The 23,821-nt window shown below is 73.3% G+C and carries 26 protein-coding genes; 12 read left to right on the top strand and 14 right to left on the bottom strand.

All coding sequences use genetic code 11. From position 1 onward, the window contains the following. Window positions 1-53: 53 nt before the first annotated feature. A complete protein-coding gene (locus C7474_RS11265; protein ID WP_199692438.1) occupies window positions 54-833 on the top strand; it encodes an SDR family oxidoreductase in 780 nt (259 codons plus the stop codon). 16 nt (window positions 834-849) lie between these two features. On the opposite strand, the gene C7474_RS11260 is transcribed toward C7474_RS11265, so the two are convergent. Next, complete coding sequence (locus C7474_RS11260; RefSeq protein ID WP_241965215.1) at window positions 850-2,325, bottom strand: MFS transporter; 1,476 nt, start codon at window positions 2,323-2,325, stop codon at window positions 850-852. 118 nt (window positions 2,326-2,443) lie between these two features. On the opposite strand from C7474_RS11260, the gene C7474_RS11255 reads away from it, so the two are divergent. From C7474_RS11255 to C7474_RS11245, 3 genes are read left to right on the top strand one after another with little or no spacing between them, the layout of a single operon-like run. Then, window positions 2,444-2,944, top strand: coding sequence for a phosphoribosyltransferase (locus C7474_RS11255; protein WP_121060063.1), 501 nt, complete (start codon window positions 2,444-2,446; stop codon window positions 2,942-2,944). 32 nt (window positions 2,945-2,976) lie between these two features. Continuing rightward, window positions 2,977-3,669 (top strand): uracil-DNA glycosylase, encoded by a 693-nt coding sequence (locus tag C7474_RS11250; protein ID WP_121060061.1) that lies wholly within the window; start codon window positions 2,977-2,979, stop codon window positions 3,667-3,669. A gap of 10 nt (window positions 3,670-3,679) precedes the next feature. Further along, window positions 3,680-4,294 (top strand): GNAT family N-acetyltransferase, encoded by a 615-nt coding sequence (locus tag C7474_RS11245; protein WP_121060059.1) that lies wholly within the window; start codon window positions 3,680-3,682, stop codon window positions 4,292-4,294. A gap of 87 nt (window positions 4,295-4,381) precedes the next feature. Here C7474_RS11245 and C7474_RS11240 read toward each other — a convergent pair whose 3' ends face one another. From C7474_RS11240 to C7474_RS11205, 8 genes are all read right to left on the bottom strand, one after another. Then, a complete protein-coding gene (locus C7474_RS11240) occupies window positions 4,382-4,810 on the bottom strand; it encodes a hypothetical protein (protein ID WP_121060057.1) in 429 nt (142 codons plus the stop codon). Then, window positions 4,794-5,852 carry a M4 family metallopeptidase gene (locus tag C7474_RS11235; RefSeq protein WP_121060055.1) on the bottom strand — a complete coding sequence of 353 codons (1,059 nt, stop codon included), beginning with the start codon at window positions 5,850-5,852 and terminating at the stop codon, window positions 4,794-4,796. Before C7474_RS11235 ends, C7474_RS11240 begins: the two co-directional genes overlap by 17 nt. Window positions 5,853-5,916: 64 nt before the next feature. After that, a complete protein-coding gene (locus C7474_RS11230; protein ID WP_422385808.1) occupies window positions 5,917-6,714 on the bottom strand; it encodes an ABC transporter ATP-binding protein in 798 nt (265 codons plus the stop codon). Window positions 6,715-6,719: 5 nt separating this feature from the next. Beyond that, on the bottom strand, window positions 6,720-7,508 hold the full coding sequence (locus tag C7474_RS11225; protein ID WP_121060053.1) for an ABC transporter ATP-binding protein: 789 nt from the start codon (window positions 7,506-7,508) through the stop codon (window positions 6,720-6,722). Next, on the bottom strand, window positions 7,505-8,401 hold the full coding sequence (locus C7474_RS11220; protein ID WP_121060051.1) for an ABC transporter permease: 897 nt from the start codon (window positions 8,399-8,401) through the stop codon (window positions 7,505-7,507). The genes C7474_RS11225 and C7474_RS11220 overlap by 4 nt, the downstream gene beginning before the upstream one ends. Continuing rightward, window positions 8,398-9,348 (bottom strand): ABC transporter permease, encoded by a 951-nt coding sequence (locus C7474_RS11215; protein WP_121060049.1) that lies wholly within the window; start codon window positions 9,346-9,348, stop codon window positions 8,398-8,400. Before C7474_RS11215 ends, C7474_RS11220 begins: the two co-directional genes overlap by 4 nt. Then, on the bottom strand, window positions 9,345-10,856 hold the full coding sequence (locus C7474_RS11210) for an ABC transporter substrate-binding protein (RefSeq protein ID WP_121060047.1): 1,512 nt from the start codon (window positions 10,854-10,856) through the stop codon (window positions 9,345-9,347). The genes C7474_RS11215 and C7474_RS11210 overlap by 4 nt, the downstream gene beginning before the upstream one ends. A 164-nt stretch (window positions 10,857-11,020) precedes the next feature. Next, complete coding sequence (locus C7474_RS11205) at window positions 11,021-11,938, bottom strand: alpha/beta fold hydrolase (protein ID WP_121060045.1); 918 nt, start codon at window positions 11,936-11,938, stop codon at window positions 11,021-11,023. A 48-nt stretch (window positions 11,939-11,986) separates the two neighbouring features. Between C7474_RS11205 and C7474_RS11200 the strand changes: the two genes are divergently transcribed. The 3 genes from C7474_RS11200 to C7474_RS11190 are packed head-to-tail and all read left to right on the top strand — an operon-like array spanning window position 11,987 to window position 13,713. Next, window positions 11,987-12,460 carry a carboxymuconolactone decarboxylase family protein gene (locus C7474_RS11200; RefSeq protein WP_121060043.1) on the top strand — a complete coding sequence of 158 codons (474 nt, stop codon included), beginning with the start codon at window positions 11,987-11,989 and terminating at the stop codon, window positions 12,458-12,460. Then, window positions 12,457-13,194, top strand: a complete 738-nt coding sequence (locus tag C7474_RS11195) for a tyrosine-protein phosphatase (protein ID WP_121060041.1) — start codon at window positions 12,457-12,459, stop codon at window positions 13,192-13,194. The genes C7474_RS11200 and C7474_RS11195 overlap by 4 nt, the downstream gene beginning before the upstream one ends. 51 nt (window positions 13,195-13,245) lie before the next feature. After that, complete coding sequence (locus tag C7474_RS11190) at window positions 13,246-13,713, top strand: SIP domain-containing protein (RefSeq protein ID WP_121060039.1); 468 nt, start codon at window positions 13,246-13,248, stop codon at window positions 13,711-13,713. Window positions 13,714-13,734: 21 nt separating this feature from the next. Here C7474_RS11190 and C7474_RS11185 read toward each other — a convergent pair whose 3' ends face one another. The 4 genes from C7474_RS11185 to C7474_RS11170 all read right to left on the bottom strand — a co-directional run bounded on the left by C7474_RS11185 (window position 13,735) and on the right by C7474_RS11170 (window position 17,971). Beyond that, window positions 13,735-14,175, bottom strand: a complete 441-nt coding sequence (locus tag C7474_RS11185; RefSeq protein ID WP_121060037.1) for a Fe-S oxidoreductase — start codon at window positions 14,173-14,175, stop codon at window positions 13,735-13,737. 46 nt (window positions 14,176-14,221) lie between these two features. Beyond that, entirely contained in the window at window positions 14,222-15,031 is an 810-nt protein-coding gene (locus tag C7474_RS11180; protein WP_121060035.1) for an arginase family protein, read from the bottom strand. Between the two features lie 124 nt (window positions 15,032-15,155). Beyond that, entirely contained in the window at window positions 15,156-15,890 is a 735-nt protein-coding gene (locus C7474_RS11175) for a PspA/IM30 family protein (protein ID WP_121060033.1), read from the bottom strand. 62 nt (window positions 15,891-15,952) lie between these two features. Continuing rightward, a complete protein-coding gene (locus C7474_RS11170; RefSeq protein ID WP_121060031.1) occupies window positions 15,953-17,971 on the bottom strand; it encodes a TPM domain-containing protein in 2,019 nt (672 codons plus the stop codon). A 203-nt stretch (window positions 17,972-18,174) separates the two neighbouring features. Between C7474_RS11170 and C7474_RS11165 the strand changes: the two genes are divergently transcribed. The 4 genes from C7474_RS11165 (at window position 18,175) to C7474_RS11150 (ending at window position 22,342) form a co-directional block, all read left to right on the top strand. Continuing rightward, on the top strand, window positions 18,175-19,014 hold the full coding sequence (locus C7474_RS11165; RefSeq protein WP_121060029.1) for a DUF3097 domain-containing protein: 840 nt from the start codon (window positions 18,175-18,177) through the stop codon (window positions 19,012-19,014). A 107-nt stretch (window positions 19,015-19,121) separates the two neighbouring features. Continuing rightward, window positions 19,122-19,883: a tRNA (guanosine(46)-N7)-methyltransferase TrmB gene (gene trmB / locus C7474_RS11160; RefSeq protein ID WP_121060027.1), complete on the top strand. Its 762-nt coding sequence runs from the start codon at window positions 19,122-19,124 to the stop codon at window positions 19,881-19,883. Further along, window positions 19,880-20,731, top strand: coding sequence for a CPBP family intramembrane glutamic endopeptidase (locus C7474_RS11155; protein WP_121060025.1), 852 nt, complete (start codon window positions 19,880-19,882; stop codon window positions 20,729-20,731). Before trmB ends, C7474_RS11155 begins: the two co-directional genes overlap by 4 nt. Before the next feature lie 135 nt (window positions 20,732-20,866). Next, complete coding sequence (locus tag C7474_RS11150; protein WP_121060023.1) at window positions 20,867-22,342, top strand: serine/threonine-protein kinase; 1,476 nt, start codon at window positions 20,867-20,869, stop codon at window positions 22,340-22,342. A 45-nt stretch (window positions 22,343-22,387) separates the two neighbouring features. Here C7474_RS11150 and C7474_RS11145 read toward each other — a convergent pair whose 3' ends face one another. Continuing rightward, window positions 22,388-22,594, bottom strand: coding sequence for a hypothetical protein (locus C7474_RS11145; RefSeq protein WP_121060021.1), 207 nt, complete (start codon window positions 22,592-22,594; stop codon window positions 22,388-22,390). A gap of 126 nt (window positions 22,595-22,720) precedes the next feature. Between C7474_RS11145 and C7474_RS11140 the strand changes: the two genes are divergently transcribed. After that, entirely contained in the window at window positions 22,721-23,806 is a 1,086-nt protein-coding gene (locus tag C7474_RS11140; protein WP_241965214.1) for an FUSC family protein, read from the top strand. Window positions 23,807-23,821 lie beyond the last annotated feature (15 nt).

Genomic DNA, 23,821 nt, shown 5'->3' with positions numbered 1-23,821 from the left:
GCCCGGACACGGGGCGTAATCCAGGGCCGGCGGGCCACGGGTAGCGTGGGGGGATGACGACGCGACGTGCAGTGGTGACAGGGGCCAGTTCCGGGATCGGCGAGGCGGCGGTGCGCGCGCTGCGGGCGTCGGGCTGGGACGTCGTGGGCGTCGCGCGCCGCGCCGAGCGGCTCCAGACGCTGGATTCCGAGGTCGGGTCGGCCTCGTTCGCCGCCGACCTCACGCGCACCGCCGACGTCGCCGCGCTCGCCGAGCACCTGGCGGCGACCGGACCCGTGCACGCGCTCGTGCACGTCGCCGGCGGCGCGCGCGGAGCCGATCGCGTCGAGGACGGCCGCGCCGAGGACTGGCGCTGGATGTTCGAGGCCAACGTGCTGTCGACGCAGCTCGTGACGGCGGCGCTGCTGCCGCTGCTGCGCGAGGCGGCGGCATCCGACGGCCACGCCGACACGGTGTTCGTCACCTCGACGGCCGCGCAGATCGCCTACCCGGGCGGCGCGGGCTACAACGCGGCGAAGGCGGGGGAGGCGATGCTCGTGCATGCGTTGCGACTCGAACTCGGCGGGGAGCCGATCCGCGTCGTCGAGATCGCGCCCGGCATGGTGCACACGCCGGAGTTCACCCTGAACCGGCTCGGCGGCGACGCGAACGCCGCCGAGAAGGTCTACGAAGACGTCGAGAACCCGCTCACGGCGCACGATGTCGCCGACGTCATCGCGTACGCGCTGAACGCGCCCGGACACGTCAACCTCGACCTCGTGACGATGCGCCCCGTCGCCCAGTCGGCCGCGCACCAGCTCGCGCGCGGGCCGCTGCGCCCCCGCGGCCACTGACCTGGGGCGAAGCCTCTCAGGCGGGAGGAGCGTCGGCGAAGGCGACCTTCGGCACGAACAGCAGCAGCACGGCGGCGAGGAACCCTCCCGCCGCGCACACCGCCCACACCGTGATGTAGCCGCCGAGCGAGGCGGCGGTCTGGCTCGCGACCGCGCCCACGCCGGCGGCCAGCACGACGCCGAACACCGCCGAGGCGAACGTGCCGCCGATCGTCTTGGTCGTGTTGGTGAGGGCGGAGGCCACGCCCGTCTGACCGCGGGGCGCCGCCGCAGCGGCCGCCGCCGGCATCGCGCCGACGAGCGCGCCGCAGCCCAGGCCCGCGATCGACAGGTTCAGCAGCACCTGCCACAGCTCCAGGTGGAACGGCAGGAACAGGAGGTAGCCGATGCCGACCAGCAGCGAGGCGCCGATCAGCACGATGCGCGGACTCGCCTTGCGGGAGGTCACCGCGAACAGCACGGCGCCGACGATGAGCGAGACGAGGTAGACGCCGATGATGTTGGAGCGCTCTGTCGCGTCGAGTCCGAGTCCGTACCCGACGGCCGGGTCGGTGCCGGCGTAGGTCGACAGCGGCCCCTGGGCTCCGAGCAGGCTGATGCCGATGAGGAACGCGGTGGCCTGCACCGGCCACATCTCGGGCTTGCGCAGCACCCGGATGTCGATCGCTGGGTCGTCCTGGCGCAGCTCGTAGCGCACGAACCAGACGAACAGCAGGATGCCGCCCACCAGCAGCGCAGCCACCCACCACCAGGCGCCCGCGCCGAGGTCGAGCTCGCCGATCATCCGCATCCACGCGAGCGCGCCGGTCACCAGCAGCAGCGCCCAGGCGAGCAGGACGAAGCCGGCGGTGTCGAGGCGCCTGCCCGGCTCGGGCGTGGATTCGGGCACCCACAGCCAGATGACGACGGCGACGAGGGTGACGGCGACGGCGGGCACGATGAGGGTGGTCGTGAGGTCTCCGCCCGTCGCCGCGAACACGCGTCCCGCCGCCAGGGCTCCGATGATCGCCCCCGCCTGCAGGCCCACCACCAGCAGGCCCGCTGCCCGGCGGGTCTGCGACACGCCCCGCTGCTGCACGCGGCCGCGCTCGAAGATGAGCGCGATCTCCAGCGGCAGCCAGACGACGTAGAAGCCCTGCAAGGCCCATGCGATGAGGAACGTCCAGAACGATCCCGCGAAGGCGAGCCACCAGGTGGCCCCGGCGGTGAGGATCGCGGCGATCAGCAGGATCCGCTTGTGCCCGTACATGTCGCCGAGCTTCGCGAGCACCGGCACGACGAGCGCCGACAGCAGCAGTTGGGCCGCCTCGAACCAGTTGACGTCGGAGTCGTGGATGCCCAGGTGCACGACGATGTCGCTGAACAGCGGCACGTAGTACCCCTGCAGGATGCCGCTCACGAGCTCGACGAGGATGAACCAGCCGATGAGGCCGGCGGTGATCCCCAGTGCGGAGGAGGACAGCGGGGTGCGCAGTGCGGTTCGGGTCGCCACGCGGTGAGTCTAGGCCCACCGGACTCGGTCGCAGTGCGGACGGCACTCCGTGTCGCGCCGCGCGGAGTCCGCCTCGACGCGCCCCGAACCCCGCAGGCAGACGACCTAGGCTGGTGCGGTGACGAACGAGCGTGAAGTGCTGACGTGGGACGGATTCGGTGAGGCGACGCGGGAGCTGTCGCGCACGATCGTGGCGGACGGCTTCGTCCCCGATGTCGTGGTGGCCATCGCGCGCGGCGGCCTGCTGCCCGCCGGCGCCATCGCCTACGGGCTCGGCGTGAAGAGCTGCGGGGCCCTCAACGTCGAGTTCTACACCGGCATCGGCACGGTGCTCGAGGCGCCCGCGCTGCTGCCGCCCGACCTTGATCTCGGCTACCTGCCCGGCAAGCGTGTGCTGCTCGTCGACGACGTCGCCGACAGCGGGCGCACCCTCGCCCTCGCCGTCGCGATGCTGCGCGAGGCGGGCGCCGAGGTGCGCTCGGTCTGCATCTACACGAAGCCCGGCACGATCGCGACGCCCGACTACGCGTGGCGGGCCACCGGCCAGTGGATCGACTTCCCGTGGTCGGCGCAGGGCACCGTCCTCGAGGAGGACTCCGGCGCCGAGGCGAGCGCCTGAGCGGCGCGGATGCGGGCACCGGCGACGCGGCGATGGCGCTCACGCTGACGCAGCTCGCGGAGGCGGGGCTGATCGATCCGGCATGGGCGCACGCCCTCGCCCCGGTCGGTGCCGACATCGCCGCCCTCGGCGAGCGGCTGCGTGCCGAGACCGCCGCCGGACGCGGGTACCTGCCGGCGGGGGACCGCGTGCTGCGCGCCTTCGCCCGTCCGCTCGCCGATGTCCGGGTGCTCATCGTCGGGCAGGATCCGTACCCGACCCCGGGGCATCCGATCGGCCTGTCGTTCGCCGTCGACCGGCACGTGCGGCCGCTGCCGCGCAGTCTCGGCAACATCTACCGCGAGCTCGAGAGCGACCTCGGCATCCCGCCCGCCGCCCACGGCGACCTGTCGGCGTGGACCGAGCAGGGCGTCATGCTGCTCAACCGTGTGCTGACCGTCGCCCCCGGTGCGCCGGCCTCGCACCGCGGCTGGGGATGGGAGAAGGTCACCGAGCACGCCATCCGCACGCTCGTCGCCCGGGACCGCCCGCTCGTGGCGATCCTGTGGGGGAAGGATGCCGCGAACCTGCGGTCGCTGCTCGGGCAGACGCCGATCGTGGCCTCGGCGCACCCGTCTCCGCTGTCGGCGAGCCGGGGCTTCTTCGGGTCGGCGCCGTTCTCGCGCGCCAACGCGCTGCTGCAGGCGCAGGGGGCGGGCCCCGTCGACTGGCGTCTGCCCGCGTAGGCTGTCGCGCATGCTGGAAGAGGAGTACGAGAAGACGCGGCGCCGCCTGCCGCTGCATCTGCGGCGCACGGAGAGCGAGCGCCCGTTCTCGTACGAGATCCGTCCGGTGCGCGAGGGGGACATCCCCGACATCCGCGAGATCTACAACCACTACGTCACCAATTCGGTGGTGACCTTCGACGAGAAGAAGTGGTCGCTCGCGCAGTGGCGCGACAAGCTCGCCCACCTGCGGAAGCTTCAGATGCCGGTGCTCGTCGCGGAGGGGCCGACCGGCCAGATCCTCGGGTACGCCCTCGTGCAGCCGATGTCGTCGAAGTCGGCCTACCGCTACAGCGTCGAGAACTCGATATACCTGGGGCAGGCCGCCACCGGCAAGGGACTGGGCCGCGCGCTGCTCGTGGCGCTGATCGCCGCATCCGAGGAGGCCGGCATCCACCAGATGGTCGCCGTCATCAGCGACAAAGGCGCCGAGTCGTCGATCGCGCTGCACGAGAAGCTCGGTTTCGTCGAGGTGGGCCGGATGGGCCGCGTCGGCTTCAAGTTCGGGCGGTGGCTGGGCACGGTGTACCTGCAGAAGCAGCTGTCGCCGAAGAAGCGCAAGCGCTCGCTGTTCGGCCGCGGCTGACCCGCCGCCGCGGCGGACGTCGCGTCGGCCTGGGGCGCGCGTCGGACGGGGCGGCGTCGAGACCCGGGATTCGCGTCGAGACCCGGGTCAGGAACGCGGGTCTCGACGCGCGCCGCGGGTCTCGGCGGGGGTCTCGTCCCGCGTCTCGGCGGCGGCGTGGGCGTCGCGGACGGCATCCACGAGGGTGAGCCACGGGCCGAGCAGCGCCCCGTCGGCGACCTGCGCGCGGTGGTACACGGGCGGCACGGCCGCCTCGATGTCCCACTGGTACCGGTCGGCGCCCGGAGCGGTCGCGTCGTCCCAGTCGCACGCGTCGATCAGGGCGACCCACCGCGGCTCTGCGGCCGCGGGCGCGGCCACACGCCACGTGCGCACGAGCCCCGCGAGCCCGCCCGAGCGCACGACCGTGATCTCGACGGTCACGTCGACGTCGTCGGGGGCGCCACCGTCCGAGGCATCACGGTCACGGTCGTGCTCGCGGTCGCGGTCGCGCGGATCGTCAGCGGGGTGCGGCATCCTCGATCACGCCGACACCGATCCACGCGGCGTGGACGGCGTCGGCTTCCTCCGATCCCTCACCGTACTCGCCCACGGCGACCGCGTGGGTGGCGGCCGCGAACGCGGCGAAGTCCGCGGTGTCGCTGAGCGTGCCGCCGGTCATCGTCAGGTACCAGATGCGGCCGGCCCGCTCCCAGGCGGGGCCGCCGAGCGCGGTGGCGACGAGGTGGAAGGCCTTATTGGGGATGCCGGAGTTGATGTGCACACCGCCGTTGTCGGCCGACGTGTGCACGTAGTCGCGCATGTGGGCCGGCTGCGGGTCGGTGCCGAGCACGTCGTCGTCGTAGGCGGTGCCGGGCGCGCTCATCGAGCGCAGCGCCTCGCCCTGCACGGCATCCGTGAAGATCCCGGCGCCGATGAGCCACGACGCCTCGGCCGCGGTCTGCCCGCGCAGGTGCTGCTCGGTGAGGGCGCCGAACACGTCGGCCAGCGACTCGTTGAGCGCGCCGGACTGCCCGACGTACTGCAGGCCCCCGGAGTGCTCGACGACGCCGTGGGTGAGTTCGTGCCCGATGACCGAGACCGAGCGGGTGAAGCCGGTGAACACCTCGCCGTCGCCGTCGCCGAACACCATGCGCTCGCCGTTCCAGAACGCGTTGTCGTAGTCCTCGCCGTAGTGCACCGTCGCCTCGAGCGTGCCGCCGGCGCCGTCGATCGACGAGCGGCGGTAGGCGTCCCAATACAGCGCGAACGTCGCGCCGAGCCCGTCGAAGGCCTCGTCGACCGCCGCGTCGCCGGTCGCGCCGTCGTCTTCGCCGCGCACGCGCACCCCCGGAAGGTCTTCCCGGTTCTGCGCGTCGGAGATGACGCGGTCGGGGGCGGGCGAGGCCTCCAGGACGAGCGCGTCGCCCTCGACCGAGAGGTCGAGGCTCGCGCGCACGGGGGCGTAGACGCGGGGGGCGGCGAGGGTCTGCCGGGCCGCCGCGGCGGCGCGGGCGACGTGCGGCTGGTCGGATGCCGCGAGTCGGGCCAGCAGGTACGGAGGGATGATCGCGTGCATGCGCCCAGGCTAACCGGGGCCTCCGACGCCGACCACGCCCGCCGCGGTCACGCCCGCCGTGACGTCAGGCGGTCGGGCGGTGCGGGTCGATGACGGGGATCGAGGCCAGCAGGCGCCGTGTGTAGGCGACCTGCGGCTGCAGCAGCACCTTCTCGGTCGGCCCCTCCTCGACGATGCGGCCGTCGGTCATCACGACGACGTCGTCGCACAGGTTCTGCACGACGCCGATGTCGTGCGAGACCATGACGAGGGTGAGTCCGTCGCGACGGCGCAGGTCCCGCAGCAGGTCGAGGATCTGGGCGCGGACCGTGACATCCAGCGCCGACAGCGGCTCGTCCCCGACGAGGATCTTCGGCCGGTGCACGATCGCGCGGGCCAGCGCGATGCGCTGCCGCTGCCCGCCGGAGAACTCGTGCGGGAAGCGCTGCGCCATCGCCGCGTCGAGACCGACGTCCTCGAGCACCTCCCGCACGCGCGCGCGGCGGTCGCCCGGCACCCCGAGGGCCCACAGCGGCTCGCCGACGATGCGTCCGACGCTCATCCGCGGATCCAGTGAGGCGTACGGATCCTGGAACACGACCCCGGTGAGGGCGCGCAGCCAGTGCAGGCTGCGCGCCGAGGCCCCGGCCGCCACGGGACGGCCGTCGATCTCGACGGTGCCCGTCGTGGGGGTGTCCAGGCCCAGCAGCAGCCGGACGAGGGTGGATTTCCCCGACCCCGACTCCCCGATGATCCCCATCGCGGTGCCCTCCCGGACGTCGAGGTCGACGTCCTCGAGCGCGGTCGTCCAGCGCTTCGGGGCGAACAGGCCGCCGCGCGGCTGCGGGAAGCGCCGGCCGAGCCCGCGGGCGCGGATGAGGATGTCGCTCACGAGCGGCCTCCCGGGCGCCACACCGTCGCGGTCGCATCCCGCAGCAGACCCTGCGTCACGGGGGAGTGGGGTGCGCCCAGCAGCGTGGACAGCGGTCCCTGCTCGACGACGCGGCCGGCGTCGAGCACGACGGCATCCGTCGCGATCTGCGAGAGCACGGCGAGGTCGTGCGTGATGAACACGAGGGACATACCGTCGTCGACCACGAGGGCGCGCAGCAGGTCGAGGATCTCGGCCTGGATCGTGACGTCCAGGGCCGTCGTCGGTTCGTCGGCGATCAGCAGCCGGGGCCGGCAGGCGAGGGCGGCGGCGATCGCGACGCGCTGCCGCTGCCCGCCGGAGAGCTGATGGGGGTAGCGGCGCACGATCTGCGCGGGGTCGGGGAGGGCGACCCGCTCGGCTTCGGCGACGGCGCGGGCCAGCGCCTCCCGCCGGCCGGCGCCTTCGTGGATGCGGAAGGCCTCCCCGATCTGACGCCCCACGGTGCGGATCGGGTTGAGGGCGGTGCGCGGATCCTGGAAGACGATGCCGATCTCGTCGCCGCGGAGGGCGGCGAGGTCGCGGTCGGACAGGCTGAGCAGCTCTCGCCCGTCCCAGCGGATGCTGCCGGTCGCCGTCGCGCCCTCGGGAAGGAGCCCCAGGATCGCGAGGGCGGTCATGGACTTGCCCGACCCGGACTCGCCGATCAGGCCGACCCGCGCGCCGTCGGGCACATCGAACGAGACGCCGTCGACGACCCGCGTCCCGTCGATCTCGACGACGAGGTCGCGCACCTGCAGGCTCATGCGATCACCTCCGGCTGGTGCACCTCGGCGGCGCCGCGGCGGCGGCTGAGGGTGGGGTCGGTGGCTTCGCGCAGGCCGTCGCCGAGCAGGTTCAGCCCCAGCACCGTGAGGGTGATCGCGAGCCCGGGCCACAGGACGCTGCCCGGGTAGACCGTCAGATAGGCCTGCAGATCCTTCAGCAGCAGGCCCCACGACGGCTCGGTGACGGGGGCGCCGAAGCCGAGGTAGCTCAGGCCCGCCTCGGCGAGCACGGCCACCGCCATGCCCCACGACAGCTGCACGATGAACACCGGGGCGACGTTGGGCAGCAGATGCCGCCACAGATTCTGGAACGGGGTGAGACCGGCCGCACGGCCGGCGAGCACGAAGTCGGAGTGCAGCACGCGGCGCAGCTCCGGGCGGGTCACGCGCGCGATGTTCACGCCGAAGCCGATGCCGACGGCGACGACGACGACCCACAGCGACCCGCCCCACACGGCGGAGAGCATCATCGCGATCAGCAGCACCGGGAAGGCGACGAGGATGTCGACCGCCACGGCGACGCTCTCACGCAGCCAGCGCGCGGTGAGGGCGCCGAGCGCGGCCAGCAGCACGCCGATGACGGTCGCGACCAGGCCCGCGCCGACGGCGACCCACACCGTCGTCCGCGCACCGGCCATGAGCAGGCTCAGGATGTCGCGCCCGGAGTTGTCGGTGCCGAGCAGGTGCGGCCATCCGGGAGGGGACCAGCGCGCGGCGACGTCGACGCGTTGCGGGTCGAACGGGGTCCACACGAGTGAGACGAGAGCAGTGGCCGCCACGACGAGCACGACGATGATCCCGAAGCGGCCGGTCGAGAGGTGCCAGAGTCGGCGCAGCCACGAGGCGCGGGCGGATGCGGGGCGCGTGCTCATCCCGCCTCCCGCAGGCGCGGGTCGACCGCGCGGTGCAGCAGGTCGACGAGGAAGCCGATCACGAGTACGAACCCGGTGAGCACGAGCAGCTCGCCCTGCACTTTGGTGAGGTCGCGGTTGCCGACGTCGGCGACCAGCATCCGTCCGATGCCGGGCAGGCTGAACAGCTGCTCGATGACGACGGCGCCGACGATGATGCCGGCCACCTGCAGCCCCAGCACCGTGATGATCGACAGCCCCACGTTCGGCAGCCCGTGGCGCAGCAGCGCCTGCGACCGGGTGAGGCCGCGGGCGGCGGCGGTGCGCACGTAGTCCTGTCCCACCGCCTGCAGCGTCGCCGAGCGGACGAAGCGCAGGAGCATCGCGCCTTCGATGACGCCGATCGTGACGGCGGGCAGCAGCAGCGAGCGCAGGGCGAGCCCCGGGTCGGCCCAGCCGCCCCGCGGGAAGCCCTGAGCGGGGAGGAGCCCGAGCCACACGGCGACGACGACCACGAGCATCATCCCCGCCCACACGACCGGCACGGCCGCGACCGTCTGGGCGGCCACGCTCAGGGCCGTGCCGCCGAAGCGCCCGCGCCGCAGCGCCGACAGCACGCCGAACGGCAGGGCGATGAGGAGGGCGACGGTCATCGCCATGAGACCGAGCGGCACTGTCACGGCGGCCTTCTCGAGCAGTTCGTCGACGACGGGGGTTCCGGTCAGCTGCGAGACGCCGAGGTCGCCGGTGAGCACCCCGCCGATCCAGGTGAGGTACTGCACCGGCAGTGGGTCGTCCAGGCCCAGCCGCTCCCGGACGGCGGCGAGCTGGTCGGGTGTGGCGTTGATGCCGGCGATCAGCTGCGCCACGTCGCCCGGGAGCACGCGGAGCGTGAGGAAGATGAGCGCACTGGCCACGAACAGTCCCAGCACCAGCAGGGACAGTCGGGTCAGCGCGTAGCGGATCACCCCTTGCTCTTGGCCAGCTCGGCGAGGTCGAGACGCTCGTTGACGTTGGTCGTCGGCATCCCGGTGACGTTCGTGCCGACCGCGACGACCGACGCGCCGTTGTAGAGCCAGTCGGCGGCCTGGTCCTCGGCGACGAGGCGCGCGGCCTGGGCGAGCAGGTCGGCGGCGTCGGCGGGGTCGGTCGCGGCGACCGACTCGGCGTACAGGCGCTGCACCTCGGGGTTGTCGTACGTGAAGTAGTAGTCCGGGTCCGCCCAGTTCTCGAAGTCGCGCGCCTCGGTGTGCAGCACGAAGCTGAGGTCGTAGTCCTTGTTGACGTACACGTCGTTGATCCACGTCGGGAACTCGACCGGGTTCACCTTCAGCGTGATCCCCACATCGGCGAGGTTCGAGACGAGGATCTGCGAGACGGTCGTGCCGTACCCGCTGTAGAGGGTGAGGGTCAGCGTCAGGTCGTCGGCGCCGGCCTCGGCCAGCAGCTTCCGGGCGGCGGCGGGGTCGAACGGCGCGGTGTCGGAGAGGTCTTCGTAGCCGGGGTCCAGCTCCGGGATCGGACCGTACTGCGTCTGGCCGGCGCCGAGGGCCGCGACGATGGAGTCCTTGTCGATCGCCTGGCGGATCGCCTGGCGCACGCGGACGTCGTCGAGCGGGGCCTTCGTGGAGTTCATCGCGAGGGTGCCCTTGTCGGTCGACTTGCCGGTCTCGAGCGTGAACGCGCCGTCGGCCTCGATCTGCTCCTTGAGCGTCGCGTCGAACCCGGTGAGCACGTCGAGCTCGCCGGCGAGGGCGCCGGTGAGGGCGGCCTGCGTGTCGGGGATGTAGTCGAACACGACCTCGGCGACCTGGGCCTTGTCCCCCCAGTACGCGTCGTTGCGCTCGAACGTGATCGAGTCGCCCTGCTTCCAGCCCGCGAGACGGAACGGCCCGGTGCCGTTGGCGGCCGTCTTCCGGTCGATCGTGTCGTCCTTCTTCATGACGAGGCCGGCGCGGCCGGTGAGGTTCCACAGCAGGGTCGAGTCGGGCTGGTCGAGGGTGAGGGTGATCGTCTGCCCTTCGGCGGCGATCGTGGTCACGTGGGCGAGTCGGTCGGAGTCGGCGTAGGAGGCCGTGTCCTTCACCTGCTGCAGCGACCAGACGACGTCGTCGGGGGTGAGCTCCTCGCCGTTGTGGAAGGTGACGCCCTCCCGCAGTGTGAAGGTGTAGGTGAGTCCGTCGGTGGACACGTCGTAATCGCTCGCGAGGGCGGGCACGATCTCCTGGTCGGCCGTGCGCGAGACCAGGCCCTGGTACACGTTGTCGATCAGGATCTGGTCGAGCGCGGCGCCGGCCGTCTCGCGGATGTCGAGGTTCCCGGGCTCCAGCACCATGCGGATGGCGACCGACGCGTCCGCGTCGGGGGTGCCCGCACTGGCGGAGGGCGCCGTCTGTCCGCCGCCGGAGCAGCCGGTGAGGACGAGGGCGCTCGCCGCGACGACGGCCGCGGCGGCGAGGGTGAGACGACGGAACATGTCGGGGGATGGTCCTTTCGCAGGGGCAGGGGAGCGTCGGGATCGCGCCGGGTCTGCCGACTCTTGTGCGCGTCCCAGCCTAGGTGTCGCAGCGCAGGCGACGGTCATCAACCGTCATCAACACCGTCGACCCGCGATCGCTTCCCGGCGCCCGCCGGCGGCGCTCAGCGCTCCGCGACCTCGGCGACGATCCCGGCGAGCTCGACGGGCGCCTCCTCCTGCACGTTGTGCCCGGTGGGCAGGTCCACCACCTCGGCGGCCGGCACCCGCTCGCGGAACACCACGGCGTCGGCAGGCGTGACGAAGCCGCGCTCGCCGCGCACGAGCGTGATGGGCGCGGTGACGCGAGCGAGATCGTCCCAGCCGCTGTCGGCCAGCAGCCCCCGCATCGCCCCCTGCCGCGCGGATGCGGCGGCCGCGGCATCCGGGTCGGCGGCCAGAGCGTTGGCGATGCGCGCGAAGTGGTGCTTCCACTCCACGCGCCCGTCCGCGCGCACGCGCGAGTTCAGGAAGACGCCGCGGGCGGCGGCGTCGGGCGAGCCGCCCAGTCCGAACGACAGGGCGCGCGCGGTGAGCTCCTCGCGTGAGGCCCAGTCGGCGGGCCCGGCGAAGAACGCCGCGATCTGGGCGGCGTCGCCGTCCGGGTCGATGCCGGGGGTGATGTCGACGATCACCAGGCGGCGCGCGAGTTCGGGGTGGGCCGCGGCGACGGCGGCGGCGGTGAGGCCGCCCAGCGACTGCCCGACGAGCACCTGCGGCCGGTCGGTCCAGGCCGCCAGCGGTTCTGCGAGGTCGGCGGCGAGGATCCCGCCGGTGTAGGCGGCGTCCTCGCGCCACGAGGAGTCGCCGTGGCCGGGGAGGTCGACGCTGAGCGCCGGCATCCCGAGCGCGAGCACGGTCGTGTCCCACGTGTGCGCGTTCAACCCGGCGCCGTGCAGGAAGGTGACCACCGGGGGCGCGTCGCCGTAGCGCAGGGCGCTCACGGTGCGCCCGTCGGGCAGAGTGTGGGTCAGTCGTCGCACGGGCGGGGCGGCCACGCCCAGGGCGGCGGCCTGCTCGGGGAGGAACCGCAACTCGTCCATGCACGTCATTCTGCCCGCCCCGCGGGACGGTCGTGACAGAGTGAGGACATGACTGAGGAACGTCGCGTCCATCTCTCCCGCTCGGCGCGTCCCGCTTACGACGCGCTGGAGACGTTCTCGCAGACGGTGGGCGAGCTCGCGAAGACCGCCGGCATCGACGAGCGGCTCAAGGAGATCGCGCTCATCCACACCTCACAGCTCAACGGCTGCGCGTACTGCGTGCGCGTGCACGTGGACCGTGGCGTCGCGGCGGGTCTGAGCGCCGACGAGATCGCGCAGATCACCACCTGGCGGGAGTCCGGCGTCTTCTCGGCGCGCGAGCGGGCGGCGCTGCTGCTGGCGGAGTCGTACGTGCGCATCCACGAGGAGGGCGTTTCGGATGCCGTCTACGACCACGTCGGCGGCATCCTCTCCGAGCAGGAGTACGTCGCCCTCAGCTGGCTGCTCGTGTCGATCAACGCGTTCAACCGCATCACCATCGCCGGCAAATACCCGGTCCCGCCACGGCGCGGCGACGCGTGAGCGGGGTCTCCGGCGCGCTGAACTTCCGCGACGTCGGCGGGCTGCGCGCCGCCGGCGGCATCACCCGGCACGGCGTGCTGCTGCGGTCGGGGCACCTCGCCCGCCTCGACGCCGACGGGGGCGCGGCACTGCGTGCCCTCGGCATCCGTCGCATCGTCGACCTGCGGTCGGGGGAGGAGGTCGCCTTCGAACCGTCGCGGGTCGACCTCATCGGGCTCAGCGAGCTCGAAACCGTGCGCGCACCGCTGTTCGCCGGGTCCACGGCCTCGTTCTTCGACGCCGACGTGACGCTCGAGGACATGTACCGCACGATCCTCACCGAGGCCCCGCAGGCCATCGTCGCGGCGGTCGCCACGATTGCGCGACACGCGCCCGTGCTCGTGCACTGCACCGTCGGCAAGGACCGCACCGGGGTCACCGTCGCCCTGGCGCTCGCGGCGGCGGGCGTCGACGAGGACGAGATCGTGGCCGACTACGCCCGCACCGAGGCAGCCCTGCCGGCGGGGCGCAACGAGCGGGTGCTCGCCTATCTGCGCAGCGCGCACCCCGGCGCCGTCAACCTCGAGGCGCTCGCGACGCGCTCGCCCGCGCCGGTGATGCGGGGACTGCTGGCCGAGGTGACGCGGGACTTCGGCGGGGCGGCGGGATTCCTCACCGCGCACGGGCTCCCCGAGGACGACCTCGCGCGCCTGCGGGACGTGCTCATCGCGCCGGACGGGACCGCGGGGACCTAGGGCCGCCGAAGGTTAGGCATGCCTACCTTCCTGGCGTATAGTAGGGGCATCATGTCCGCACGCACCAGCCACGACCCGAGCGCCTGCAAGGCGTCGCGTCACGTGCGCGTGCAGCACCTCATCACCGCCGACGAGAACTCGCTGGCCGAACTGCAGGCGCTCATCGCGACGCTGCCGATCTGCTCGACCGGCCGCATCTTCGTCGAGGTGCCGGAAGCCGACTGGGCCTTCGACCTGGCCGCCCCGGCGCGGATGACGGTGACCTGGCTCGACCGTTCGCGGCGCACCGGCGCCCCCGGCTCGGGACGCGGATGCACTCCGGGGCAGGCGCTCAGCCGTGCGGTTGCGGGCTGGGCCGACGAGATGCTCTGCGGCGACGCGGCGCACGAGACCCGCATCCACCTGCTGGGCTCCTACCTCGGCACCGCCGACATCTTCGACCACCTCACCGACGCGCTCGGCATCGACGGGGCCGGTATCCACACCCCCGAGCGCTTCGGGCTGGCCGTCTCGCGCTGACGCGCGCCGCCGCGACCGGCGTCAGGACCCGCGCGGGACGTAGTTGCCGTCTTGGAGGCCGGCGAGGATCTCGAACCGGTTGGTGAGCGGATCCTGCCCCGCCAGCAGGTACAGCACCGGCATGAGGATGCCGTACCGCCGCCATTGCGCCGCGTGCACGGCTTCGTGCCGCAGCACCGCCGCGCTCACCGGCGCGTCGCCGGTGAGATAGCACGAGCCGACGCAGGTGCCGCCGCGACGGAACGTCCAGGCCGGCATCCCTCGGAACACCCACAGGCCCTCGTGCCGCTCGACGCGTCCGGTCGACCACAGGGTGCCCCACGTGAAGCCGACGGCAGTGCCCCACCACGACCCGACTCGGCTCAGCGGCGTGTCGAGGAACGGGATCGCGGCGTCGAGGCGCGCGCCGCGGGCGACGGCCCGCTCGGCCCGTTCCCGCCAGCCGGCCGGTGGCCGCCTCATCGGAGCGTCCCGAGCCGGCGGGACACGATCGGGTCGGTCGCTGTGCTCACGCGAGCGCGCCCACGACGCGCAGGATCGTGCCCATGTCCTCGACCGCGGCGGCGGGGGAGGCCGGTGCGAATCCGGCGATCGACGCGCCCGCCAGCGGCAACCGCGCGCGCAGCGCGGCGATCGCCGCGGTCAGCTGCGCCGCCGGCACGCCGAACGGTACAGGCAGGGCGAGGCCGCTGAGGTCGGCCGGGTCGATGACGTCGAGGTCGACGTGGATGTAGACGGCGGCGGCGCCGGTCGCGGCGACCGCGTCGGCCAGCACGTCGGCATCGCCGAACGCGTCCGCCGGGATGTGGCGCACGGTCCCGGCGCCGACGAGCTCCCATTCGACGTCGTCGAACTCGCGGGTGCCGGCCAGTACGACGCGGTCGGCGCCGACGGCGGCGGGGGCGAACGGCGTCTCCTCGAACACCGCGCGCAGCGCCATGCCCGAGAACGCCCCCGACGGCGACGAGGCGGGGGAGTTGAGGTCGCCGTGCGCGTCGAGCCACACGACGGCGAGGTCCGGATTCCGGCGCGCGGCGTCGCCGATGGCGGCGACGGCGACACCGCAGTCTCCGCCGACGACGATCGCCGGTTCCGGTGAGGCGGCGAGTGTCGCCGTCAGGGCGTCGCGCACGCGTCCGAGCGAACTGAACCTGCGGATGCCGGTGCCGAGCGATTCGCCGGCCTCCGAGGGCACCTCGACGACCGTGGTCGCCGACCGCGGCAGGTCGCCGGCGATCGCCTCGGCGCCGTCGATCAGCACCATCGCCCGCGAGGAGGGCGAGCCCTGCCACTGCGGGACCACGACGAACCGCGTCATGACGACATCCTTCCGTTCCGGCATCCGCGCGGGGCGGTGCCGACATCCGCGCGGGGCATCACGGCCGGCCGGGGACGGCGCGACGCGCGTGCCGTCCCCACCGGTGCGTGATGCCCCGCGGGTGTCACTGCTCGATCGCGCCCGCGGCGCCGCCGGTCTTCAGCGCGGCCAGTCGCGCCTCGACCTCGGTGAGCTCGCCCATGTCCTCGAGCTGGGTGAACTGGGCATCGAGCGACGAGGCCGCGATCTCGGCCTTGCCGGCCGCGAGCGCCTCCTGGCGGCGCACCTTGTCCTCGAAGCGGCCGAGCTCGCTGGTCGGGTCGAGCACGTCGATCGACTTCACGGCGTCGTGCACCTTGTTCTGCGCCTCGGCGGTCTTGGCGCGGGCCAGCAGCTCGGAGCGCTTCGACTTCAGCTCCACGAGCTTCTGCTTCATGCCGTTGAGGCCGTCCTTGAGCTTGTCGACGACCTCGGTCTGCGCGGCGATCGAGGGAGCGAGGGCGCTCGCCTCGTTCTCCTCGCTGATCTGACGCTGCAGCGCGATCTTGGCGAGGTTGTCGAACTTGTCGGCGTCGGTCGTGTTGCCGGACTGACGCAGCTGGTCGGCCTTGCGGCTCGCGGCGAGGGCCTTGCCGCCCCACTCCTGCGCCGCCTTGACGTCCTCGGCGTGGTCGCGCTCGAGCAGCCGCAGGTTGCCGATCGTCTCGGCGATCGCGGTCTCGGCGTCGGCGATGTTGTTGGTGTAGTCGCGCACGAGCTGGTCGAGCATCTTCTGCGGGTCTTCCGCGGAGTCGAGCATCGCGTTGATGTTCGCCTTCACGAGAGTCGAGATGCGGCCGAAGATGGACTGCTTTGCCATCGGTCTTTCCTTTCCTGGAGAAGGTCTCCTGCTGGTCCTGCGATGAGTGCGTGGGGGAGCTGTCAGAATCGCCCGCCGCCGCGTCGAGCCCGTGTCCCGCCGCCGCCGAAGCTGCCGGGGCTGAATCCGCCGCCGCGCGAGCCGCCGCGGGAGCCGCCGCCCAGCCCGCCGAAGCCGCCGCCGGATCGGCCGCGGGATCCGCCGCCGCTGAGGGCGTTGACGATGATGCCGCCGAGCACGGCGCCCATGACGTCCTGGCCGAGGCCGCCCCCGCCGCCGGTGTCGCCGAAGCCGCCGCCCGAGAAGCCGCCGACGTCCGACTGCGCGGCGCGCAGCGCCTGAGCGGCGAGATCGTTCGCGCGCTGCGCCGCGCCGAGTGCGGCGGCGGGATCGGATGCCGCGAGCTGGCGCGCCTGCACGAGCGAAGACCCCGCCTCGGCGAGCCGCGTGCGGGCGGTCGCGCCGACCGCGCCGCGCCGGGCGGTGATGAAGTCCTCGGCGGCCGACACCTGCGCCTGCGCCTGCGTCATCAGCTGCGTCAGCTGCTGCTGGGCGCGGCGGGATTTCTCCTGCGCGTCGCGGATGCCGTCCAGCAGAGCGTCGATCTGGGTGTTCGCGGCCTCGAGCTGTTCGAGCGCCGCGAGGGGGCGGCGTGCGTCACCGGCGAGGAGGGCGGAGGCGGCATCCACCTGCCGGCGGGTGCCGGCGAGCACGGGGGCGAGGCGGCCGTCGGGGTCGGGGACGGAGCTCGCGGTGGCGAGGTCGGTCTCGATGTCGGCGATGAGGGCCGCGGCTGCGGAGTCGGCCTTGGCCAGCTCGTCGCCGAGCGTCGCGACGGCGACCTGCAGCTGACGCGCCTGGGCGATCGCCTCCTCGGCGGCGCGGATGTGCACGGCGGCCTGCGAACCGTCGCCGGCACCGATCGCCTGCTGCGCCCCCGAGAGCTGCTGGTCGGCGAAGCCGAGGCGCTGCGTCGCCTGCGCCGGGTTGTCGGCGACGGGGGCCAGCGCCTCCGGCGCGTACGAGGTCTGCAGCGTCTCGAGCCGGGCGGATGCCGCATCGGTGCCGGCGGCGACCTCGACGCGCAGCGCCTGGGCGCGGGTGAGCGCCTCGGGCGCGTTCTGCTCGAGCGCGCGCAGGCGGTCGAAGGCGGCCGCCTTCTCGTCGAGCACCGCGTCGGCGTGCGCGCACAGCTGCAGGATCTGCTCGCACCACGCCCGCATCTGCTGCTCGGTGTCGGCGGTCTCGTCGTCGAGCTGCTGCTGCAGCGTGAACGCCTGCTCGATGTCGGTCTTGGCGGCCGCGAGGGCGTCGCTGAACTCGCGTGCCGTCTCGTCGCCGAACTGCGCGATCGCGAAGCCGAGCTCCTGCTCGCTGGTCTTGATGGCGTCGTCGGCCTGCACCAGGGCGGATGCCGCGTCGCGGCGCAGATCGGCCGTGCTCCTCGCCGGCGGGGCGGGCGCGGCGCCGCCGGAGGGTGCCTTCTTCCGCGAGCGCGCGATGATCACGGCCAGCAGGATGCCGATGCCCACGACCACGACGACCAGCAGCACGAGCCAGATCGGGAAGCCGCTTCCGCCGGCCGCGTCGGCCAGCCCGTCGGCGGCGGCCGTGGCCGCGCCCACCCAGTCGCCGGAACGCAGCGCCGGGGCGATGCGGTCCTGTTCGATCGCCGTCAGCTGCGTGTCCGAGACGGGGCCGCTGCTGTCGCCCGACAGGTAGTACGCGCGGCCCTCCGTCGCCACGGCGAGGAGGTACTGGTTCGGTCCGAGGTTGTTCGCGGCGGCGGTCGTGTTCGCCCAGTCGGCCGCGTCGGCCGGATCGGTGAAGGTGTCGACGTACGCGACCCACAGTTCGACGCCGTCGTCGGGCAGGGCCTGGAGGCGGTCCTCGAGCGCTTGCTCCTCGGCATCCGTGAGCACGTCGACCTGGTCGAGCACGTGGGCCGAGCCGAGGGCGACGGGCGCGGTCGCGGGGACCGCGGCGACGGCGGCCACGGACTCGGCGGCGACGGCAGCGGGCGCTGCGCCGAGCAGGACGGATCCGGCCGCGACGAGCGCGAGTACCAGACGCGAACGCATGGGGTCCCTTCCCGCGGGGCCTGGATTCCCGCCCCTCGTCGCCGATCCTATGCCCCGGCGCGCATGCGATTCCAGGTGGGGCGGACGCTCACAGAGAACACGTAGGTGCCGAGCGTCGCGCCGGTATCGGAGCGGGGAACGGTGCGCGTCGCTGGGCCCGGCGGACGCGGCCTCGGGTTAGGGTGACCGCTTCGGAGGACACCATGGACAGATACGGCGACGACGTGCTCGCCCCCGGCTGGCGCACCGCCGGGCGACCCACCGTGCAGAAGACGCCCGCGACCCGCGACCTCGTCGTCGAGGTCGCCGCCGACGGCTACTGCGGCGCGGTCGTCGGCGTGCGCGGCGGCAACGTCGAGCTCGAGGACCGGCACGGCCGCGTCCGCGTCTTCCCGCTCGGCCCCGGGTTCCTGGTGGACGGCGTGCTCGTCGACCTGGTGGCCCCCGCGGTCGCGGTGCCGAGTGGACCTCGGCGCACGGCATCGGGGTCGTTCGCAGCGCCTCAGCAGCGCGCGCGGGTGGCGCGGGCATCCCGCATCCTCGTCGAGGGCCGCCACGACGCGGAACTCGTCGAGAAGGTGTGGGGCGACGACCTGCGGGCCGAAGGCGTCGTCGTGGAGTACCTGCAGGGTGTCGACCTGCTCGGCGATCTGCTCCGCGACGAGCCGCCCGGCTCCGGACGTCGCTACGGCGTGCTCGTCGACCACCTCGTCGCGGGCTCGAAGGAGTCCCGGATCGCGGAGGCGACCATGCGCGGCCCGCACGGCGCGCACCTGAAGATCGTCGGCCACCCCCACATCGACGTGTGGCAGTGCGTGCGACCGGAGGTGCTCGGCATCCGGGCGTGGCCGCAGGTGCCGCGCGGGATCGAGTGGAAGGTCGGCGTCAGCCGCGCGCTCGGGTGGGCCGCCGACGACCAGGCCGACATCGCCCGCACCTGGCAGCGGATCCTCGGTGCCGTCCGCACCTACCGGGACCTCGACCCGGCGCTGCTCGGGCGCGTCGAGGAGCTCATCGACTTCGTGACCGACCCCGCCGCCTGAGGCACCGTTCGCAACTCCGGAGATCCGTGGCCCAGCGCCCCGCAGAGCACACGCGGCGGCCGCAGGCGCGCGATGTCTCCGGAGTTGTGCGCCGGTAGCCTGGGGGAGTGAGCGACCCGAGTCCCGCACCCGACGTCCCCGGCGCCGAGCCCGCGCGCCGCTTCCGCGAGAAGCCGGTCTCGTTCGTGCGGCGCAGCGGCCGGATGACCGACGCGCAGGAGGGGGCCTGGGAGCACCTCGCCCCGCACTACGTCATCGAGGTGCAGCGCGACGACGCGGCCACCAGCATCCTCCCCGGGAGCGCGATGGACCCCGCCGCCGTGTTCGGTCGGGAGGCGCGGCGCGTCGTGGAGATCGGCTCCGGCCAGGGGCACGCGATCGTGCACGCCGCCGCGTCGCACCCCGACACCGACTTCCTCGCCGTCGAGGTGTTCCGCGCGGGCCTGGCCCGCACCATGCTCGACGCCGATCGGGCCGGCGCCCGCAACCTCCGTCTCGTCGAGGCCAACGCCCCCGAGGTGCTCGAGCACCTGCTGCCGCCTGCATCCGTCGACGAGCTGTGGATCTTCTTCCCCGACCCGTGGCACAAGGCCAAGCACAACAAGCGCCGCCTCGTCGCCCCCGCCTTCCCCGGGATCGCCGCGCGTGCGCTGCGCGACGGCGGTGTGCTGCGGCTCGCGACCGACTGGGAGGACTACGCGCGGCAGATGCGGGACGTGCTCGGCGATGCGCCCGACTTCGCCCCCGCCTTCGACGGCGAGTGGGCGCCGCGTTTCGAGGGGCGCACGATGACGGCGTTCGAGCGCAAGGGCATCGCGAAGGGTCGCGACATCCGCGATCTGACGTACCGGCGCACGCCCCGCACATGAACGCCCACGCCGCAGCCGACGCGCGGCCGGTCCTTGCGGCCGGCACCGGTCCCGCGCTGCTGGTGTGTTTGGCCGCGCCCGCGTTCTTCGTGCTGCTGCTGCCGTGGCTGGGGTGGATGCTGCTCGCCGCGGGCCTCGGCTGGGCGCTCGCGCTCGAGCGCCGCGGCGTGACGGCATCCGCGCCGTCGCTGACCCGCGACCTGTCGCTGATCGCCGTGGGTCTGCTGATCGTCAGCGCCATCCCGCTGAAGGCCGAGCTCGACGACATGGCGATGCTGCGGTTCACGCTCGCGCTCGGCGGCGCTGTCGCCGTGCCCTACGCGATCTCGCGCTGGCTGTACCGCGATCGTGCGATCTCGTTCCCCTGGCGCGGCGGCGGGCGCTGGAAGCGGTGGCAGTGGCTGTGGCTGGGAGCCGTGCTGGTACTCGGCTGGCTGATCCTGCCGTTCTACTTCATCACGTCGGGCGTGTACCTCAACTGGCCCGTCGTCGACAGCCCCGACCTCATCGCGCGCCTGTTCGTCGGCGTCGGCGCGGTCGGCATCTGGGACGAGCTGTTCTTCATCTGCACGTGCTTCGCGCTGCTGCGTCGCCACTTCGCCGACGGCGCCGCGAACGTGCTCCAGGCGATCGTGTTCGTGTCGTTCCTGTGGGAGCTCGGCTATCAGGCGTGGGGGCCGGTCCTCACGATCCCGTTCGCGCTCCTGCAGGCCGTGATCTTCCTGCGCACGCGCTCGCTCGGCTACGTCGTCACCGTGCACCTGCTCTTCGACGCCGTCGTCTTCGCCGTGCTCGTGCACGCGCACAACCCGGGGCTCCTCGACGCGATCTTCTTCGTCTCGCCCTGAACCGGCGCGCGGTCCGGGCCGCAGGAGGAGCGAACCATCGCAGATCGCCCCCGTCCCGTCAACCCTCGTCGCCAGGTGCGTTCGGGCGGATAACGTCGCTCTTGCGTGACATCTGTCGCGCCGATGGAGGATGAGATGGCCCGCCCACCCGAAGGCGACGCCGAGCATCTGCTGGGCGGTCGGTACCGGGTCGGCGAATGCATCGGTGAAGGCGGGATGGCGCGCGTCCACCGCGGCGAGGACATCCTGCTGGGACGCACCGTCGCCATCAAGCTCATCCGCCCCGGAATCGACGGCGTCGGCACCCCGGAGAGGGTGCGGGGCGAGGTGTCGGCGCTCGCCTCGTTGAGTCATCCATCGCTCGTCACGCTCTTCGATGCGCACCTCGACGAGGGCGAGACCGAGTACCTGGTCATGGAGTTCGTCGACGGCCCGCCGCTCAGCCACCGGATGGACGGCGGCCCGCTGCCGCGAGAAGACGTCGCGCAGCTCGCCGCCGAGCTCGCCGAGGCGCTCCACGTCGTCCACGCTGCCGGCATCGTCCATCGCGACGTCAAGCCGTCGAACGTGCTGCTGTACCGATCGCACCTTCCCGGACGACCGTTCCGCGCGAAGCTCGCCGACTTCGGCATCGCCCGCCTCCTCGACGACACCCGCGTCACCGACACCGGTCAGGTCGTGGGGACGGCCGCCTATCTCGCGCCCGAGCAGGTGCGGGGTGCCGCCCCGGCGCCGCCCGCCGACGTCTATGCGCTCGGGCTGGTGCTGCTCGAAGCGCTCACGGGATGCCGCGCGTACCCGCACGCCGAGGGCATCGGCACGGCGCTGGCGCGCCTGAGCGCGCCGCCGGAGCTGCCGGTCTCGCTCGGGCCCCGGTGGACGTCGCTCCTGGCCCGCATGACCGCGATCGACCCCGACATGCGTCCCGCGGCGCTCGAGGTGGCCGTGGCCGCGGGCGACATCCTCGCGGGCTCTGGCGTCCCCTCGGTCAGCGGATCCGTCGCAACCGCCGCGCACACGATGACCGCGACAGCGCCGTTCCCGCTGCCGGCGCCCGTCGAGCCCACCCTCGCCGAGACGGTTCCGCCCCCGCTGCCGACGACGCCGCCCGAGGTCGCCGCCGCGTCGGCGGCGACGGGAACAGCCTCGGGGCCGCTGCGTTCGCGCGCCCGTCGGGTGCGACGCCGTCGCCGGCTCCCGATCGCCCTGATGACGGCCGCCACGGTGCTGATCGTCGTCGTGGGGGTCTGGGCGGTCGGCGCGCTGGGTGCTCCCGGGGGCGGCACGTCGCCGATCCCGCCGGTGACCGAGTCGACGCCGGATCCCGCACCCGCGGACGAGACCATCGTCGACCCGGGCGACGGGGCGACCGTCGACGTCGCGGTCGACGAGGCGCCGCTCACCGACGAGATCGGCGTCGAGGACCCGGGCGGCCAGCCTGCCGGCGTGAACCCGGCGCAGCAGAACTCCGACGAGAAGGCGCAGAAGGCTGCCGAGAAGGAAGCCGAGAGGGCCGCGCGGGACGCCGAGAAGGCGCAGCGCGACGCCGACAAGGCTGCGGAGAAGGCGCAGAAGGATGCCGAGAAAGCCGCCGAGCGCGCGGGGCGTTGACCCCGCGGCATCCGGTTCAGACGCGCGACGGATCGCCCGCGCAGGTCACAGGACCGACAGCAGCGCGGGGCCGAAGGCGAGCGCGGCGGCGACCGGGATGACGAGCGCGGCGAGTGCGGCGATGCCGATGAGGAGGATGTTGCCGAGGATCGAGAGAGCGATGTCGCGGCCGGCCGCGGCGCTGCGGGTGGCGGCGGAGCGCGCGGCGGGACGCGCCGTGAAGGCCGCGATCGAGAGGGTTGCTGTGGTCATGATCCGACGCTACGAAGCAGATGTCGCCGCCGCGTCGTCCGGTGGTCGCAGCGGCATCCGCCTGAGGGATGATCCTGGGTGTCTCCGCGGGTCGCGCAGAGCGCTGCACGGCACGAGGGAGACGGCATGAGCGCCGCTGCCGCGGCGTCGCGCCGTCGCCGCGCGACCGCTGCGCTCGCGGCAGCGGGCAGCCCGCCGCGACTGCTGCTGGCCGCGAAGACCGCCGTGGCCGCCGTCATCGCGTGGTACCTCGCGCCCCTCATTCCGTTCGCGCAGGACGAGTACTCGTACTACGCGCCGCTGGGCGTGCTCGTGACGATGTACCCCACGGTGGCGCGCACCGCCCGCGCGGGTGGTGAGGCGCTGCTCGGTCTCGGGCTCGGCATCGTGGTCGGCCTGGGTGGGCTCGCCCTCGTGTACGCCGGGGTCCGCGGCGGGGTGGCTCTCGCGCTCGTCGTGCTCGTCGGCGTGCTGGCCGGGGGCGTGCGGGCGCTCGGCGTGGGGAGCGACTGGGTCGCACTCGCGGGACTCTTCGTCCTCCTGCTGGGGGGCGGCAAGGCGGACGACTTCTCGATCTCCTACCTCGTGACGATGGCGTTCGGCGTCGCCGTCGGGCTCGTCGTCAACCTGGTCGTGTTCCCCCCGCTGTACGTGCGGCGCGCGCGCGTGCGGCTGAACGCCCTCCGCGACGCGGTCGCCGAGCAGCTGCGCGCGCTCGCCGCCGCCGTCGCCGACGGGGACGTCGACCCGGAGCGCATCGAAGCGGACATGTCGGGTCTCGCCGCGACGATGGACGCCGTCGAGACCGAGGTGCGGGAAGCCGCCGAGAGCAGCCGTGTGAACCCGAGAGGGCGACGCCACCGCGAGGAGATCAACGAGAACGACGCGCGGATGCAGGGGATCGCCGCCGCCTGGCGCGCCACGCGCGAACTCGCCGACACCGTCTGCCGACTGAAGGAGGAGGCCGATCCGTGGCTGGACGCCGAGGTGCGCGAGGGTCTCGCCCGCGCCATCGCCGACGCCGCGGAGCTGCTCGCCGCCCCGGTGGGTGCGGACGATGCGGTGGAGCGGCTCGAGGCGGCGTCCGCGTCACTCGATCGGCTCCGTCGCGTCCCCGGGCTGCGCCCGGATGCGGAGTCGGCCGTAGCCGAGCGCTTCGCGACGGTGCTGTTCCTGCAGCGCATCGTCGACGCGTGCCGCGTCTTCGTCTGAGCCGACGCGGATCGG

The organism is Microbacterium telephonicum, from assembly GCF_003651225.1.
Classification (GTDB): Bacteria; Actinomycetota; Actinomycetes; order Actinomycetales; family Microbacteriaceae; genus Microbacterium; species Microbacterium telephonicum.
Note: the sequence above shows the minus strand (reverse complement) of the source record. Positions and strands in the feature narration are given on the sequence as shown.